Source organism: Paeniglutamicibacter cryotolerans, assembly GCF_014190875.1.
Lineage (GTDB): Bacteria > Actinomycetota > Actinomycetes > Actinomycetales > Micrococcaceae > Paeniglutamicibacter > Paeniglutamicibacter cryotolerans.
The window spans coordinates 612661-626587 of sequence record NZ_JACHVS010000001.1 but is presented as its reverse complement, the minus strand read 5'-3'; the positions used below and the strand labels follow the sequence as shown (position 1 = coordinate 626587).

The window sequence follows — 13927 nt, the reverse complement described above, 5'->3', positions numbered from 1 at the left end:
AGCGGGGCGCGAAGCGGCCGATGCTACAGCGAAGAGGATGCCCGCCACAGGTCGATGCCGGTCTCGCCGCCGGTGATGCGATCGATCAGCTCCAGCTCGTCGGCGCCAAAGGAGGTGTTGGCCAGCGCACCCAGGTTCTCATCGAGTTGCGCCGTGGAAGAGGCGCCGATGAGCACCGACGTGGCTGCTCCGTCGCGCAGCAGCCAAGCGATGGCCAGCTGGGCCAATGACTGACCGCGGTCGGCGGCGATCTTGGCCAGGTTGCGGGCTTTGCCCAGGTTCTCCCCGGTCAGGTGTCCGGCCAGCGAGGTGCGCCCGCCGGAGGGAACGGCCTCTGCGTCGTTGATGTACTTGCCGGTGAGCAGGCCTTGGGCCAGCGGGGTAAAGGCGATCGAGCCCATGGAGTTCTCTTCGAGCGTCTCCAGCAGGCCATCCTCGACCCAGCGGTTGAGCATCGAGTAGGAGGGCTGGTGGATTACCAGCGGCGTGCCCATTTCGCGGGCCACCCGGGCAGCCTCCGCGGTGCGCTCGGGGGAGTAGGAGGAGATGCCCACGTAAAGGGCCTTGCCCTGGCGGACGAGGGTGTCCAACGCGCCGATGGTCTCCTCGATGGGGGTGTCCGGATCCGGGCGGTGCGAGTAGAAGATGTCAACGTAGTCCAGCGACATCCGTGCCAGCGACTCGTCGGCCGAGGCCAGGATGTACTTGCGCGAGCCCAGGTTCCCGTGCGGGCCCGGCCACATGTCGTAGCCGGCCTTTGACGAGATGATCAGCTCGTTGCGGTAGGCCTTGAAGTCGGTGCGCATCATCCGCCCGAAGTTTTCCTCGGCCGAGCCGTACGGCGGCCCGTAGTTGTTGGCCAGGTCAAAGTGGTTGATGCCGTGGTCGAAGGCGTGGCGCAGCACGGCGCGCTGGGTGTCGAATGGGCGATTGTCCCCGAAGTTCCACCACAGGCCCAGGCTCAGCGGGGGCAGGATCAGCCCGGAAAGCCCTACCCGGCGGTAGCCGAGGGAGTCGTAGCGGTCTCCGGCTGCCGCATAGGGCCGATGGGTTTCGGCAACTCGGTCATAACGCAGGTTTTCAGCCACGGGATGGTCCTCCAGGATGGGGTGTCGATTTAATGCCTCATGCTACGCGGTGGCGACAATCGATGGCTCCCGGCTGGCCGGAAGGGTGGGCTTAAATGAAGCACCGGCCCCAGCGGACGGAGGTGACAACGCCGCTACGGCCGGTGCAACAGATCACTCGCACCTTGAGAAGGTTCCCCCAGCCTAGGGGCGGACCCTTGGAGAAAACTGGGCGTTCTGTGCGAGAACTCGGGGAATCAGTAATTCGAGGGTGGGTCCGAAGCGGGGAAGGACTCGTCTTCCCACTCCTCCACGAGTTCCTCATCGTGGTCGTGGTGGGCCTTCTTGTCCTTCGCGGCCTTCTCCGCCGCATCGTCCTGCGGGGTCGTTTCGCTCACGGGTTCCTCCTTCGTCGACGCTTCGTCTTTTCACTATGGCCCCCGGCCAGCGGCTTGTCGAGGGGCCGATCGAGTGGAAGGTCGGGGCGCAGCAGCAGGACCGTCGACGTTAAAAAGTAGAGCACCGGTCGGAAGACTAGGGGGATAAGTCTTGATCCGACCGGTGCTCGCATCACTCGCACCTTCATGAGGTAGTTACAACAGTAGGAAACCAACCTTTGGATTGGCTGAGGAATCCACCGGAGCCACGTGTGAAATCAGCGTCGCAGGATCAACGCATCGCCCTGGCCGCCGCCTCCGCAGAGTGCCACTACGCCGGTGCCCGAACCGCGCGAGGCGAGCGCCATGGCCTGGTGCAGCACCAGCCGGGCGCCCGATGCCCCCACCGGGTGGCCCAGTGCGATGGCGCCGCCCTCCCTGTTGATGCTCTGCGGGTCAAGGCCAAGGTCCGCTGCCGACTGCAGCAGCACCGAGGCAAAGGCCTCGTTGATTTCGACCAGGTCCAGGTCCCCCGGTGCCAGCTGTTCCTTGCCCAGCGCCGCGAGGATCGCAGCGCTGGGCTGCGAATGCAGGGACCCGTCCGGCCCAGCAGTCTGACCGTGTGCGCCGATCTCGCAGAGCCAGGAAAGCCCCGCGGCGCGCGCCGCCGACTTCGAGGCGATGACCAGTGCGGCGGCGCCATCGGAGAGCGGTGATGACGAGCCGGCGGTGATGGTCGCCTCCGGGGCCAGGGAGAAGGCCGGGCGCAACCCGGCAAGCGACTCGACGCTCAGGCCGGGGCGGATGCCCTCGTCCGCGGAGACGAGCACCGGCTCGCCGCGGCGCTGCGGGACGCTGATCGGGGCGATCTCCGCCGCCAGCATGGCGGCGGCCGCCTCGGCACGCTGGTGCGAGCGCGCCGCCACCTCGTCCTGGGCGGCCCGGGTGATTCCGCGTTCGGCGTTGCCGCGGTCCGTGGCCGCGCCCATTAATTCACCGGTGACCGGGTCCAGCAGCCCGTCGTGGTTCACCGCGTCCAGCAGCGTGCCGTCGCCCAGCGGTGTCCCGGTGCGCATGCCCCTGAGCAGGTGCGGGGCGTTGGACATCGACTCCTGGCCGGCCGCGACGATGAAGTCTGCCTCGCCGGCGCGGATCATCCGTGCCGCGTCGATCACGGCGGTCAGCCCCGAGAGGCAGAGCTTGTTGATGGTCACCGTCGGCACCTGGTAGCCGATGCCCGCCGCCAGCGCCGCCTGCCGGGCGGGCCCCTGTCCGGTGCCGGCCAGCAGCACCTGCCCCACCACCACGTGCCCGATGGCCGAGGCCGGCACGCCGGCTCGTTCCAGTGCGTGGATGATGGCGTGGGAGCCGAGCCCGATGACATCCAGCGGGGCCAGTGCCCCGCGGAACTTGGCGAAGGGGGTCCGGGCGCCGCCCAGGATCACGGGGGTCAAGTCCTCGTTCATGATCTCCTCTTGGTTGGGTGCCGACTAACTGCCGGGCGCCCGCGTTCAATAAGCTGGACTCCATGCCTTATGCAGTGAACCCCTTGGATGGAAACGATATCTACTTCGACGACGGTGCGACAGGGGGCCGAAGCGTGCTCATGCTGCACGGGTCGGCCCTCTCGCGCTCGATCTGGCGCGGCCTGGGCTACGTCAAGGCGCTGGAACCGGAGTTCAACACGATCCGCATGGATCTGCGCGGACACGGCCGCAGCGCCAAGCCGCACCGTGCGAAGGACTATGAGATGGAGCTGGTGCTCGCCGACGTGCTCGCCGTGCTCGACGCCGCCGAGGTCGACTCGGTGCACGTGCTGGGATACTCCTTCGGCGCCCGCATGGGGCTGCAGCTTGCCGCGGCGGCTCCCGGCCGGCTGCGCAGCCTCACCCTGCTCGGCGGAACCTACCGGATCGATCCCGGAGCGCTCGCCCGGCTCTTCTTCGCCGATTACCGCGCGGCGCTGCTGACCGGCGGCATGGAGGCATTTGTTGCCGGGATGGAGGCCGAGTCCGGCAGCCTGGATCCGGCGACGCGGTTGGCGTTCCTGTCCAACGATCCGCTGGCCCTCGCCGCCTACTTTGAATATACGGAGTCGGCTCCGGCGATGTCCGAGCTGCTGCTGCGCCAGCTGCACGTCCCCACGCTGCTGATGGCCGGCACCCGCGACCGGCCACGGCTCGAGGATTCGATGCGCGCAGCCGAGCTGATGCCCGATGCCCGCGCCATCGAACTGCCCGGGCGCACGCACGGCGGGACGCTGTTCCCGCCACGGGAGATCCTCGATGCGCTGCTGCCGTTCCTGCGTTCGGTCGACGCCCGCTAGCGGAATCAACCGGCGAAGGCGGAGATGCCGGTGATCGAGCGGCCGATGATCAGCGCCTGCACCGTCTCAGTGCCCTCGTAAGTGTGGATCGCCTCGATGTCGGCCAGATGCCTCGCGACGCGGTTCTGCAGCAGGATGCCGTTTCCGCCGAGCAGGTCGCGGGCATTGGCGGCAATGGTGCGGGCGATCCGGGTGCAGGTGTACTTCGCCACCGATGCCTGGACCGGGCTCAGCTTGCCCGCCTCCTCGCGCGAGGTGGCCTGCATGACGGTGAGCTGCATGGTGGCCAGCTCCGAATGCATCCGGGCCAGGCGTTCCTGGACGATCTGGCTGGCGGCCAGCGGACGGCCGAACTGGATGCGTTGGGCGGCATACTGCACGGCTGTCTCGTAACAGGCGGTGGCGTGGCCGACTGCGGACCAGGCGACGCCGAGCCGGGTGGCGAACAGGACTTTCGCGGTGTCCTTGAACGAGTTCGCGCCGGGCAGCACCTGCGCGTCGGGGACGAAGACGTTTTCCAGGCGGATATGGGCTTGGAAGATGGCGCGCAGCGAGAGCTTTCCGCCGATGGTGGTGCCGGTGTAGCCGGGGGTTTCCTGCGGGACAATGAACCCGCGCACGGCCCCCGCCCCGTCGCGGGCCCAGACGATGGTGATCCCGCCGACCGAACCGTTGCCGATCCACTTCTTTTCGCCGTTGAGCAGGTAGCCGCCCTCGACGCGGACGGCGCTGGTTTCCAGCGAGACCGAGTCCGAGCCGTGGGTGGGTTCGGTCAGTGCAAAGGCCCCAAGCACCCGGGCGGTGGCCAGCTCCGGCGCCCATTGCGCTATCTGTTCGGGGGAGCCGCAGTCGATGACCGAACGCAGTGCCAGCCCCGCCTGCACGGCGCCGATGGTGCCGATCGAGCCGTCGCCGCGGGAGAGCTCCATGTTCACCAGCCCGGCTGCCAGTACGCTCATGGCCGGGTAGCCGTCCAGGTCCAGTCCGTCGCGCAGCAGGTCGAGGTCGCCCAGGCGCTTCGCCAGATCCACCGGGTATTCGGCGCGGTCCCAGTAGCCGTCGATGACCGGGCGGACCTCGTCCAGGATGAAGCGTCGCGCACGGTCCCAATAGGCGCGGTCAGCTGATCCGATGTCTTCGAAGAGGCCAGCCGGGTCCACCTCGACCTCACCCCAGAGCTCGTACTCGGGTTCCATGACGCCGGTCGGGAAGTCGGCGCTCCACGCCGTGTCGGTTTCTGCGGTGCTCATGGGTGCTCCCCGGGATCGATGGACGTGGGTGAGTCCAGCATCCATGAAACGCAGTGTCACGTCAAGGTACTGCGGTTCATTTGCCTTGCTGCGACTCCAAGGCCCGCCGCACCTGGGCCAAGACGGCCTCGGTATCGGCGCCGCCGCCGTTGACGGTGACGACGACCGTCGCCGCGGCCGGTGTGGGGGGCTTCGCCGGCGCGGCGGGGAGCATCCGGGCCTCGAAGAGCCCCGCGAACGCCTCCAGGTCGGCCTCGAGGCCGATCCGGTGCGTCGGCGCGTTGTCCTTCAGCCAGCCGCGCAGGTGGTCGTTGTGCACCGCCACCACGGCTGCGGCGTAGCCGATGGCCAGCGCCCGGCCGGAGGAACGGCTTGAGACATCCTCGTCGGCCAGGAAGCGGGAGAAGGCGCGTTCGTAGCGGTGGGTGGAAACCAGCTCGCGGTCCCGCAGGGCCGGCACGTCCTGCAGCAGCCGGTGACGCAGCGCGGCCGCCTCGGGCCGGGCCGTGTGCTGGTCGAAGACGGCCAGGGCGGCGCTCACCACGGCGCGCAGCGGGGGCTGGGAGCTGGTGGCGAGCACCGTTTCCAGATGGTGGATGATCGCCTCCTGGTCGGCGAAGACCATTTCCTCCTTCGAGCCGAAACGGCGGAAGAAGGTGCTGCGGCTGATCCCGGCGGCCTCGGCCAGGGCATCGACGCTGGTGGCGTCGAAGCCGTTGTCGACCAGCAGGCGCAGCGCGGCATCGGGAACGGCGGAGGAGGAGATCATGGCACCTAGAATCTCACAGGCCGGCGGGCGGGCGGACCGGGGTCTTGCGGAACGCGAAGGCGACAAGCGCCGCGACCATGGCCACGATGCCCGGAAGCAGCAGCGCCTGGCCCAGTGCCGTGGATACCGCCGCATGCAGGAAGACGGGGATCGCCCCGCCCATTTCGCCTGCATCGGCGGCCGGGGCGGCGCCCTGCATTCCGGCCGTCGCCAGCGTGGTTTCGGCGGCGATCCGGGACTCCATCATCAGTGCGATCAGCGCCGAACCGAGTACTGAGCCGACCTGCCTGGTGGTGTTGTACACGCCCGATCCGGCGCCGGCATCGGCCTGGCCCAGATCGCGGGTAGCCGTCATCGAGACCGAGGGCCAGATCATCGCGCTGCCGATGCCCATGCCCAGCGGCGGCAGCAGCAGCAGCCAGAACGGCGTATCCGGGCCCAGGATCAGCCCGTAGACGGTGATCGATGCCCCGAAGAGGAAGAAGCCGGGGATGGCGAATTTGCGGGCGTCGACCCGGTTGATGTTCTTGCCGATCAACGGTGCCAGCACGCCGGAAACCACCGCCATCGGGGCAAGCATCAGGGCCGACAGGGTGGGGGTGAGTCCACGCACCGACTGCAGGTAGAGCACCATCGGGAAGCTCATCGCGGTGATGGACAGGCCCATGAAGGCGATGGCGATGTTGGCCAGGGAGAAGTTGCGGTCCTTGAACAGGCCCAGCGGCACCAGCGGTTCGACGCGGCCGGCGCCCTGCCACAGGACGAAGAGGATCAGCAGCGCAACACCGGCGCCGATCATGTGCCAGATGCCAAACCAGCCCCAGATCGGGCCCCAGGAGTAGTTGTTCCCCTCTTGGATGCCGAAGACGATCAGGAACATGGCGGCTGCGGAGAGCGCGACGCCGACCCAGTCGAAGGAGTGCGAGTGGCGTTCGAGCTCGGGCACCTTGCGCAGCACGCGCCAGATCGCGATGATGCCGACCGGGACGTTGACGAAGAAGATCCATTCCCAGCCCAGGGTGTCCACGAAGATGCCGCCGGCGATCGGGCCGACCAGCGTGGCGATGCCGGCCACGGCGCCCCAGACGCCCATGGCGGCACCGCGACGGGCGACCGGGAACATGCGGGTAATGAAGGTCATCGTCTGCGGGGACATCAGCGCCGCACCCAGGCCCTGCACGACGCGGGCGACGATCAGCGTGGTCACATCGGGGGACAGGCCGCACCAGAGCGATGCCAGCGTGAAGATGAACAGCCCGACCAGATAGATGTTGCGTGGGCCGAAGCGGTCGCCGAGCCTGCCGGTGATCAGCAGCGGTACGGCGAAGGCCAGCAGGTAGGCGCTGTTGACCCAGATGACGCCGTTGATGTCGGTGTCGAGCCCGCGCATGATGGCGGGCATGGCGGTGGAGACGATGGTGGAGTCCACCAAGATCATGAAGAACCCGATGACCAGGGCCCAGAGCGCGGTCCAGGCTTTTTTGTCTTCGGATAGTTGGGTTTTGCTGGGCTGAGTCACCAATCGAGACTACTCCTACGGCCCCGGCGCCATGGTCATGTGAGCGCAATTTCACACGCCACATACCCGCTGCGCGGGGGTCCCGATCATCCGGCGTAAATGAACCCGTCCACGCAGGTTACTGTGTCACCGCAGATCCAGACGCCGGAGTCGTCGCGGAGCACGTCGATCCGCGCCGCGCGGCCCAGCCGGGTTCCCTGCCGCACGGTGTAGGTGTCCGGGGCCAGCCCGGCCTCCGTCAGCCAGATGCCGAACCCGGCATTCAGCGACCCGGTGGCCGGATCCTCGGGCAGTCCCTCGCCCGCGATGAAGGCGCGCACCTCGAAGTCGGCTGGCGCGCCGGACACGACGTTCCTGAAATGCTCGGTGGAACGGAAGGTATCCTCCTCGTTCAGCGGCTGCAGCTCGGCGATGGTCCCGGGGGCCCGCGGTGCGGAGCCCTTGGGGCCGTAGGTTCCGGAGGCGATGCCCTGGCTGTCGTAGGCGCCAATCACTCCGACCTCCAGCCCGGCCAGTGTCGCGAAGTCCGGTTCGAGCGCCAGCACCAGATCGGCGTCGCGCAGCACCAGCCCGGCCCAGGTCGGACCATTGGCCAGCCACTGGTGGGCCAACACGTCCCGGGCCGTGATGCCGAGCCCGGAGATGGCCCATTCCAGCACGTCGTCCTCGAGCGGGCCGGTGCGCACCAGCGGCGGGGCCTTGAAGGCGAGCTGCGCCGAGGTGCCGTCGACGGGGGAGTCCTGGACCCGTAGCTCGATCAGGCCGGCGCCGCATTCCTGCACGATCCGGCCCTCGTTGCGGGGGCGGCCGCCGGCCTCAAGCCAAGCGTGGGCCGCGCCGAGCGTGGGGTGCCCGGCAAAGGGCAGCTCCGTGGTGGTGGTGAAGATCCGTACCTTGTAGTCGGCGCCCGGGTCGGTGGGAGGGAACAGGAAGGCCGTCTCGGCCAGATTGGTCCAGTTCGCGATGCCGGCCATGGTTGCGGCATCCAAGCCCTCGCCATCGAGCACTACAGCCAGCGCGTTGCCCAGATACGGGATGGAAGTGAAAACATCGACATGTTTATAGGCGCGGCTCATAGAAGAATCGTGACACATTCGCGTGCGTAGTGCAGGGGGGCCGTTGCTCGATGACGCTGTTGTTGCGTCCGGCTGGGAACTTGCCCTTGGACCTCAAGTGCGTCCCCGGCCTACCAGCGGTGGGCGACGTCGATGACCAGGCGGCTTCCCGCCCCCGGCCCGGCGAGCACGAAGCTGCGGAACGGCAACCTGGCCCGGACGCCCAGCCCGAAGGAACTCTGTCCCTCGAAGCTACCCAGGAAGGCGACCTGCTTGAACGTGCGCATGCCGGTGACGTTGACGGCCTTCGCATTGTTCTTCGGGTTGTAGGTCCGGTGGCCGGCCGAGTCGTAGGCCACCGCATTGACGATGATGCGCAGGTCGGCGGTCCCCGCCAGCGGGACCTTCCTGCCCTGGCCCTCGGTGTAGACGGCCTTGACGTAGCGGACGTCGTAGCCCTTGATCTTGCCCTTGAGGTCGATCACGAGCCTGTCGTAGCAGGTGTGCTCCCCCGCGCGGACGTTGCTGATCCGTGCCGAGGAGGTCCCGGTGACGTGGTCGGCCCCCGAGCCCCAGGTGATGCCGCAATATGGCGCGCTTGCCGGCGCGCTGGGAACGGGTGCCGAAACGGCGGGTACGGCGGGTGCGATGCCCAAACCTGCCACCAATAGCGCGCTCATGATGCCCGCGCGTAATGCCTTGTTCATTTCAATGCTCCAGTGCGAGGAAAGCGGGTGTGACGCATCAAGCATGTTCCCGCATCTTGCCTGCGCACCAGTGGGAAACAGCACCGAATCCGGGTCCGGGATTTGTGTGGCGAGCCCGACAAGTCATAAATGATCCGGTTGGATGTGTCACGCTGGTTCGATGCAGGATTTATCCCCCTTAGTCAGTGACACCCTCGACGAGGCAGTGCAGAACGCCGGCGGCGACGCCGTCCCCGACCTCGTGAAGCCCTGGCTTGCCGTGGGCATCGGCCTGGCGGCCGTCCTGGTGGTCACCATCGCGCTGTTCCTGATCGTGAACTACGTTCTGCGCCATCGGCCGCTGCTGCGCCGCGATGTGGCAAAGTCGCGGTTGCCGTTCTTCCTGGTGATGGCCTTCGGCGTCACGCTCGCCGTGGTGAAGGCCTCCGGCTACGCCGATGCCTGGACGAAAACCATCGCCTTCCTGCTGGTCCTCGGGCTGATCGGTTCCATCGCCGCGCTGCTCATAGTGCTGTTGGGATTACTCGAAGACGTCCTGATGGCCAGGTACCGCACCGACCTGGAAAACCCGCGCCGGGTGGCGAAGCTGCGTACCCAGATCGGTCTGTTGCGCCGGGTGGCCACTGCGTTGATCCTCGTGCTGGCCGTCGCTGGGGCACTGCTGACCATCCCCGAGGTGCGAGCCCTGGGCGCCGGTCTACTGGCCTCGGCCGGATTGATCTCCGTCGTGGCGGGCCTTGCTGTGCAGAGCTCGCTGAGCAATGTCTTTGCCGGGCTGCAGATCGCCTTCACCGACGCGATCCGCGTCGAGGATACCGTCATGGTGGAGATGCAGCGCGGGGTGATCGAGGAGATCACCCTCACCTATGTCGTGGTGTTGATGCCCGATGGGCGCCGGATGATCCTGCCCTCGACCTACTTCACCACGACGCCCTTCGAGAACTGGTCGCGCAGGAGCTCGGAAATCAGTGGCAGCGTCATGCTGGATCTGAACTGGAACGCACCCATCGAGCACCTGCGCACCCGGCTGAAGCAGCTGCTCGATGCCACTGACCTGTGGGACGGCCGCAACGGGTCGTTGACCGTTGCGGATGCCGTGGGAGGCACACTGAACGTGAGCGTCTTCGTCAGTGCCCGGAACGCGGCCGATCTGATCGCGCTCAAGAGTTACGTGCGCGAGAAGCTGATCGCCGAGCTTCAGGAAAAGTACCCCGAGGCGCTTCCGGTGCCGGTGGCCATGCGCCGCCCGGGGATCTGATCTCCCCGGAACTCGACGCTCCGGCGGCCGGTGTGGGATGCATCGACGGGGCTGTGGCGCACCCCCTGCACGCAGCCGTGTGGATAACCAAAGCATTATCTGACTAGTATTTTTATCCATCGCGATAGGATGATTGGGCTGTTTTTCCAAACGGTTCGGGCGAAAAAATGGATGTATGTTCGATGAAATTTCAGAAGGTGAAATAAATCTAGAACGGGTCTCGGAAAACCCTTCCGGAACCACCCTCCCCGCTGGCGTCCCGCTGGCGGGGGCCTGCTCATCGCGCGAGACCCCGCTGGACATCGATGCGATGATTTCCTCGCCCGATGACTTGGCCCTGCTCGATGCGTTCGCGGTCCGGGCGTCAGGCATCGATGTCGACCTCGGCGAGGCCGGGCTGATAGACCTGCTGGACACCATTGAGCGGGACAAATCGGCCCTTGCCGCGGTCCAAGTCCTGGCCACCGTAGCACTCGATGCCCGGACCCGGGAGCGCCAAGCTGCAGCGGGAACCGGGATCGACACCCAGGGCCGGGGAGTGGGGACCCAAGTCGGACTGGCCAGGCAGGAGGCTCCCGACGCCGGTCGACGGCTCCTTGCGCTCTCCAAGATCCTTGTCCAGGACATGCCGTTGACGATGCGGGCGCTCACGCGCGGTGCCATCAGCGAGACGCGGGCGCTGGTCATCGCCGCGGAAGCCCAAGGCCTGTCGTCGGCGCTGCGCCCAAAGGTGGATGCAGCGGTTCAGGAGCACCCCGGGGACTTCACCGGCGAGGGGGTGAAACAGCTGGCTAACCGGGTCAAGGCCCAGGAAGTTGATCCTCGCAATGCGGTGGCCAAGGCCGCGGCTGCCGCCAGGAAGAGACGCATCTCCTTCATTCCTGAACCCGATGCCATGATGCGGGTGACCGGGATGGTTCCGGTGGAGATGGGCCTGATCATCGCCGAAACACTCGAGAGCGCGGTCGCCACCAAGGTTGCCGCGGGAGACGGTCGAACCCGCGAACTAATCCGCGTCGACGAGTTCTTCGAACGGCTCACCGGGGCCAAATCCGATCACGGGGTGCCGGTGACCATCAACCTGGTCATGACGGACCGGACGCTGTTTCAGTCCGAATCCGAACCGGTGCAGCTGCAGGGATACGGGGCCATGCCCGCCGCATGGGCGCGCTGGATCGTGACCGGACCGAAGGGGGAATCCACGGTGAAATGCTGGGTCCGGCGGATCTTCACCGCTCCGCGAACCGGGGAGCTCGTGGCCATGGACTCGCACAAACGTATTTTTCCACCGTCGCTGCGCCAGCTGATCCAGATCCGCGATCAGGTATGCAGGACCCCCGGATGCAACGCCCCGATGCGACGGATAGACCATATCCAGCAATGGGCAAACGGCGGTCCGACCAGTGCCGCTAATGGTAGCGGACGTTGCCAGGCCTGCAACTTAACCAAAGAGGCACCCGGTTGGAGCGAGCGGCCTGTTCCCGGCCGCCGGCATACTCTGGAAATCACGACACCAACCGGCCATTCCTACCGCTCGACAGCTCCCCCGTTACCCGGTAGCAGTTGATGCGGTTTATTCGGGGAGATAGAGTGCGGCCGGCCTGCGGTCCTCGCGCACCCGGGCCAGCGCCGTCTTGTGCCGCAACAGCTGCAGCAGCACGTCTGCGCGGCCGATGAGCTGGTTGATCTGCTGGTCGTCTCGATCGACCCAACGGAATTCTGGCTCCTCGTTCACCGGAATGAAGTTTTCGTGCTGCTCCCAGACCACCAGCGTCCGCTCGGCGCCCAGCACATATTGCTGCCACCAGACCTGGCGCAGATAGTGCAACGGAATGCTCTTCCAGGCCTTGTTCGTCGTCTTGATTTCCGCCAGTTCCACCGTGCCGTCGGCCCGGACGGCGATGCCGTCGGGAGTGGCCAGATGGATGCGCTCCTGGGCGGCATGGAATAGCTGGGTGCTGGGGAGAATGCCGTAGTTTCTTTGAACCCACTCGGCGATCACGGGTTCCCGGGCGCGACCGTGGTCGGTCCAGGAGTTGCCGGAGAAGCCGGAGCCGTTCAGCTTGGAGTGTGCCGCCGTTTCGATGCTGCGCATGGTGGAAAGCTTGGACACGTCGGTGGCGGTAATGCCCTGGGAACGTGCGCGAAGCCAGGCGATGCGGTCGCTGGAATCGGCGACGACGCGGTTCATGCAGGATGCTTCGGGCGGGGATTCCGGGACAAGGGTCACCCGACCATTCTTCCCCGCCGGGCCGCGAACGGCTAACCGGGACGGTGTCTGCTCCGTCACCGGCGGTTCATTGGCTGGACAGGGCTGCGATTCCGCTGGGGGAGAGCGCATGGTGGACGGCCAATGCGCTGGCGCCTAGGACGCCTGCATGCGCGGCAGAGGCGGAGGGCATGATGCGCAGGTGTTCCGTGGCCAGCGGAGTGGAGCGCGAATACACCACCTCCCGGACCCCGGCGATCAGGTGTTCCCCGGCCCGCGCCATGGATCCTCCGATGGCAATCACCGAGGGATTCATCAGGGACACGCAGGTGCTGAGGACCTCTCCCAAGTCCCGGCCTGCCTGGCGTACGGCCTGGATGGCCATGGTGTTTCCGGCTTTGACGAGATCGATTACCTCGGTTGTTCCCGCTGCCTCCAATCCCTGCGCCCGCAGGGAGCTGGCGATTGCTGGGCCTGAGGCCAGTGCCTCAAGGCATCCGCTATTGCCGCATTGGCACTGGATGTCCCCGCCCCGCCCCACCCTCACATGCCCGATATCGCCGGCAATGCCCTGGGCCCCGCGCTGGAGTCGTCCGCCGGAAACCAGCCCGGCGCCGATGCCCGTGGCTACCTTGACGAACATGAAGTGTTCGACGGTGGGGAAATTGGTGGCGCGTTCGCCCAGAGCCATGATGTTCACGTCGTTGTCGACCAGAACCGGGACGGGCAGGATCCTACCCAGCCACCCCGGGATGTCGAATCCGTTCCAACCGGGCATGATCGGCGGGTTGGCCGGTTGCCCGCTTTCGAAATGCACCGGTCCCGGCACTCCGATGCCGATGGCCACCAAGTCGCATTCGCCCAGCCCCAGGCGTTTGAGCAGGCTCATGGTGGTTTCAGCCAGCCAGGTCAGGACAGCGACGGGACCTGCGGCGATGTCGATGCGCTGGCTATGTTCGGCGAGCACGATTCCGGTCAGGTCGGTGATGGCCAGGGTCGCATGGGAAGCGCCCAGATCGGCGGCCAGGACCACACGGGCCCGCGGGTTCAGTGCGAATTGGGAGGGCGGTCGTCCGCCGGTGGATGCCGCCTCTGCCACGGGCAGGACCAGGCCCAGGCCCATGAGTTCGTCGACCCGGGTGGTGATGGTGGAACGGGCCAGCCCAGTTTCGAGTGCCAGCTGGGCGCGCGTGCGCGGATGCCCGTCGCGCAGTAGCTGGAACAGCTCGCCGGCGCCCGTCGGGCCCAGCGCCGATCCGCGGGAGTGCTCGTTCATGGCGCCAGTCAATCACAACCCCCTCGACTTCGACCAACAAAACTTCTGAAGATGATTTCAGGCAAATAACTTTTGTATGTCTATTGACAGAAGTGTTGTGACCCATGTCACCAT

Annotated in this window: 13 protein-coding genes; 3 read left to right on the top strand and 10 right to left on the bottom strand. The window is 66.6% G+C overall.

The annotated features are described in order from the left end of the window. Positions 1 to 23 precede the first annotated feature (23 nt). The 3 genes from E9229_RS03040 to E9229_RS03030 all read right to left on the bottom strand — a co-directional run bounded on the left by E9229_RS03040 (position 24) and on the right by E9229_RS03030 (position 2910). Positions 24 to 1088, bottom strand: coding sequence for an aldo/keto reductase (locus E9229_RS03040; RefSeq protein WP_183509800.1), 1065 nt, complete (start codon positions 1086 to 1088; stop codon positions 24 to 26). Positions 1089 to 1324: 236 nt separating this feature from the next. Next, entirely contained in the window at positions 1325 to 1465 is a 141-nt protein-coding gene (locus tag E9229_RS03035) for a hypothetical protein (RefSeq protein WP_183509799.1), read from the bottom strand. 257 nt (positions 1466 to 1722) lie between these two features. Then, positions 1723 to 2910, bottom strand: a complete 1188-nt coding sequence (locus tag E9229_RS03030) for an acetyl-CoA C-acyltransferase (protein ID WP_183509798.1) — start codon at positions 2908 to 2910, stop codon at positions 1723 to 1725. Between the two features lie 62 nt (positions 2911 to 2972). On the opposite strand from E9229_RS03030, the gene E9229_RS03025 reads away from it, so the two are divergent. After that, entirely contained in the window at positions 2973 to 3770 is a 798-nt protein-coding gene (locus E9229_RS03025) for an alpha/beta fold hydrolase (protein ID WP_183509796.1), read from the top strand. A gap of 5 nt (positions 3771 to 3775) precedes the next feature. Here E9229_RS03025 and E9229_RS03020 read toward each other — a convergent pair whose 3' ends face one another. From E9229_RS03020 to E9229_RS03000, 5 genes are all read right to left on the bottom strand, one after another. Continuing rightward, on the bottom strand, positions 3776 to 5020 hold the full coding sequence (locus E9229_RS03020; protein WP_183509795.1) for an acyl-CoA dehydrogenase family protein: 1245 nt from the start codon (positions 5018 to 5020) through the stop codon (positions 3776 to 3778). Positions 5021 to 5096: 76 nt separating this feature from the next. Then, entirely contained in the window at positions 5097 to 5789 is a 693-nt protein-coding gene (locus tag E9229_RS03015) for a TetR family transcriptional regulator (RefSeq protein ID WP_183509794.1), read from the bottom strand. A 13-nt stretch (positions 5790 to 5802) separates the two neighbouring features. Continuing rightward, positions 5803 to 7308, bottom strand: a complete 1506-nt coding sequence (locus E9229_RS03010; RefSeq protein ID WP_183509793.1) for a DHA2 family efflux MFS transporter permease subunit — start codon at positions 7306 to 7308, stop codon at positions 5803 to 5805. Positions 7309 to 7394: 86 nt separating this feature from the next. Beyond that, complete coding sequence (locus E9229_RS03005; RefSeq protein ID WP_246380333.1) at positions 7395 to 8384, bottom strand: PhzF family phenazine biosynthesis protein; 990 nt, start codon at positions 8382 to 8384, stop codon at positions 7395 to 7397. A gap of 110 nt (positions 8385 to 8494) precedes the next feature. Then, positions 8495 to 9070: an AMIN-like domain-containing (lipo)protein gene (locus E9229_RS03000; protein ID WP_183511843.1), complete on the bottom strand. Its 576-nt coding sequence runs from the start codon at positions 9068 to 9070 to the stop codon at positions 8495 to 8497. 160 nt (positions 9071 to 9230) lie between these two features. Here E9229_RS03000 and E9229_RS02995 point away from each other — a divergent pair, with 160 nt between their 5' ends. Together E9229_RS02995 and E9229_RS02990 are read left to right on the top strand one after the other, a co-directional pair. Continuing rightward, complete coding sequence (locus tag E9229_RS02995) at positions 9231 to 10328, top strand: mechanosensitive ion channel family protein (RefSeq protein ID WP_246380329.1); 1098 nt, start codon at positions 9231 to 9233, stop codon at positions 10326 to 10328. A gap of 175 nt (positions 10329 to 10503) precedes the next feature. Further along, entirely contained in the window at positions 10504 to 11895 is a 1392-nt protein-coding gene (locus tag E9229_RS02990; RefSeq protein WP_183509790.1) for a DUF222 domain-containing protein, read from the top strand. 6 nt (positions 11896 to 11901) lie between these two features. Here E9229_RS02990 and E9229_RS02985 read toward each other — a convergent pair whose 3' ends face one another. Then, the gene (locus tag E9229_RS02985; RefSeq protein WP_183511841.1) at positions 11902 to 12519 is read right to left on the bottom strand and encodes a YqaJ viral recombinase family protein; all 618 of its coding nucleotides are present in this window, start codon (positions 12517 to 12519) and stop codon (positions 11902 to 11904) included. A 106-nt stretch (positions 12520 to 12625) separates the two neighbouring features. Then, entirely contained in the window at positions 12626 to 13813 is a 1188-nt protein-coding gene (locus E9229_RS02980) for an ROK family transcriptional regulator (protein ID WP_183509788.1), read from the bottom strand. Positions 13814 to 13927 lie beyond the last annotated feature (114 nt).

What these genes read in the sequence shown, in the direction of transcription:
- E9229_RS03030 (WP_183509798.1), bottom strand. Translation starts at nt 2,910, where the DNA reads ATGAACGAGGACTTGACCCCCGTGATCCTGGGCGGCGCCCGGACCCCC.
- E9229_RS03025 (WP_183509796.1), top strand. Translation starts at nt 2,973, where the DNA reads ATGCCTTATGCAGTGAACCCCTTGGATGGAAACGATATCTACTTCGAC.
- E9229_RS03020 (WP_183509795.1), bottom strand. Translation starts at nt 5,020, where the DNA reads ATGAGCACCGCAGAAACCGACACGGCGTGGAGCGCCGACTTCCCGACC.
- E9229_RS03015 (WP_183509794.1), bottom strand. Translation starts at nt 5,789, where the DNA reads ATGATCTCCTCCTCCGCCGTTCCCGATGCCGCGCTGCGCCTGCTGGTC.
- E9229_RS03005 (WP_246380333.1), bottom strand. Translation starts at nt 8,384, where the DNA reads ATGAGCCGCGCCTATAAACATGTCGATGTTTTCACTTCCATCCCGTAT.
- E9229_RS03000 (WP_183511843.1), bottom strand. Translation starts at nt 9,070, where the DNA reads ATGAACAAGGCATTACGCGCGGGCATCATGAGCGCGCTATTGGTGGCA.
- E9229_RS02995 (WP_246380329.1), top strand. Translation starts at nt 9,231, where the DNA reads ATGCAGGATTTATCCCCCTTAGTCAGTGACACCCTCGACGAGGCAGTG.
- E9229_RS02990 (WP_183509790.1), top strand. Translation starts at nt 10,504, where the DNA reads ATGTTCGATGAAATTTCAGAAGGTGAAATAAATCTAGAACGGGTCTCG.
- E9229_RS02985 (WP_183511841.1), bottom strand. Translation starts at nt 12,519, where the DNA reads ATGAACCGCGTCGTCGCCGATTCCAGCGACCGCATCGCCTGGCTTCGC.
- E9229_RS02980 (WP_183509788.1), bottom strand. Translation starts at nt 13,813, where the DNA reads ATGAACGAGCACTCCCGCGGATCGGCGCTGGGCCCGACGGGCGCCGGC.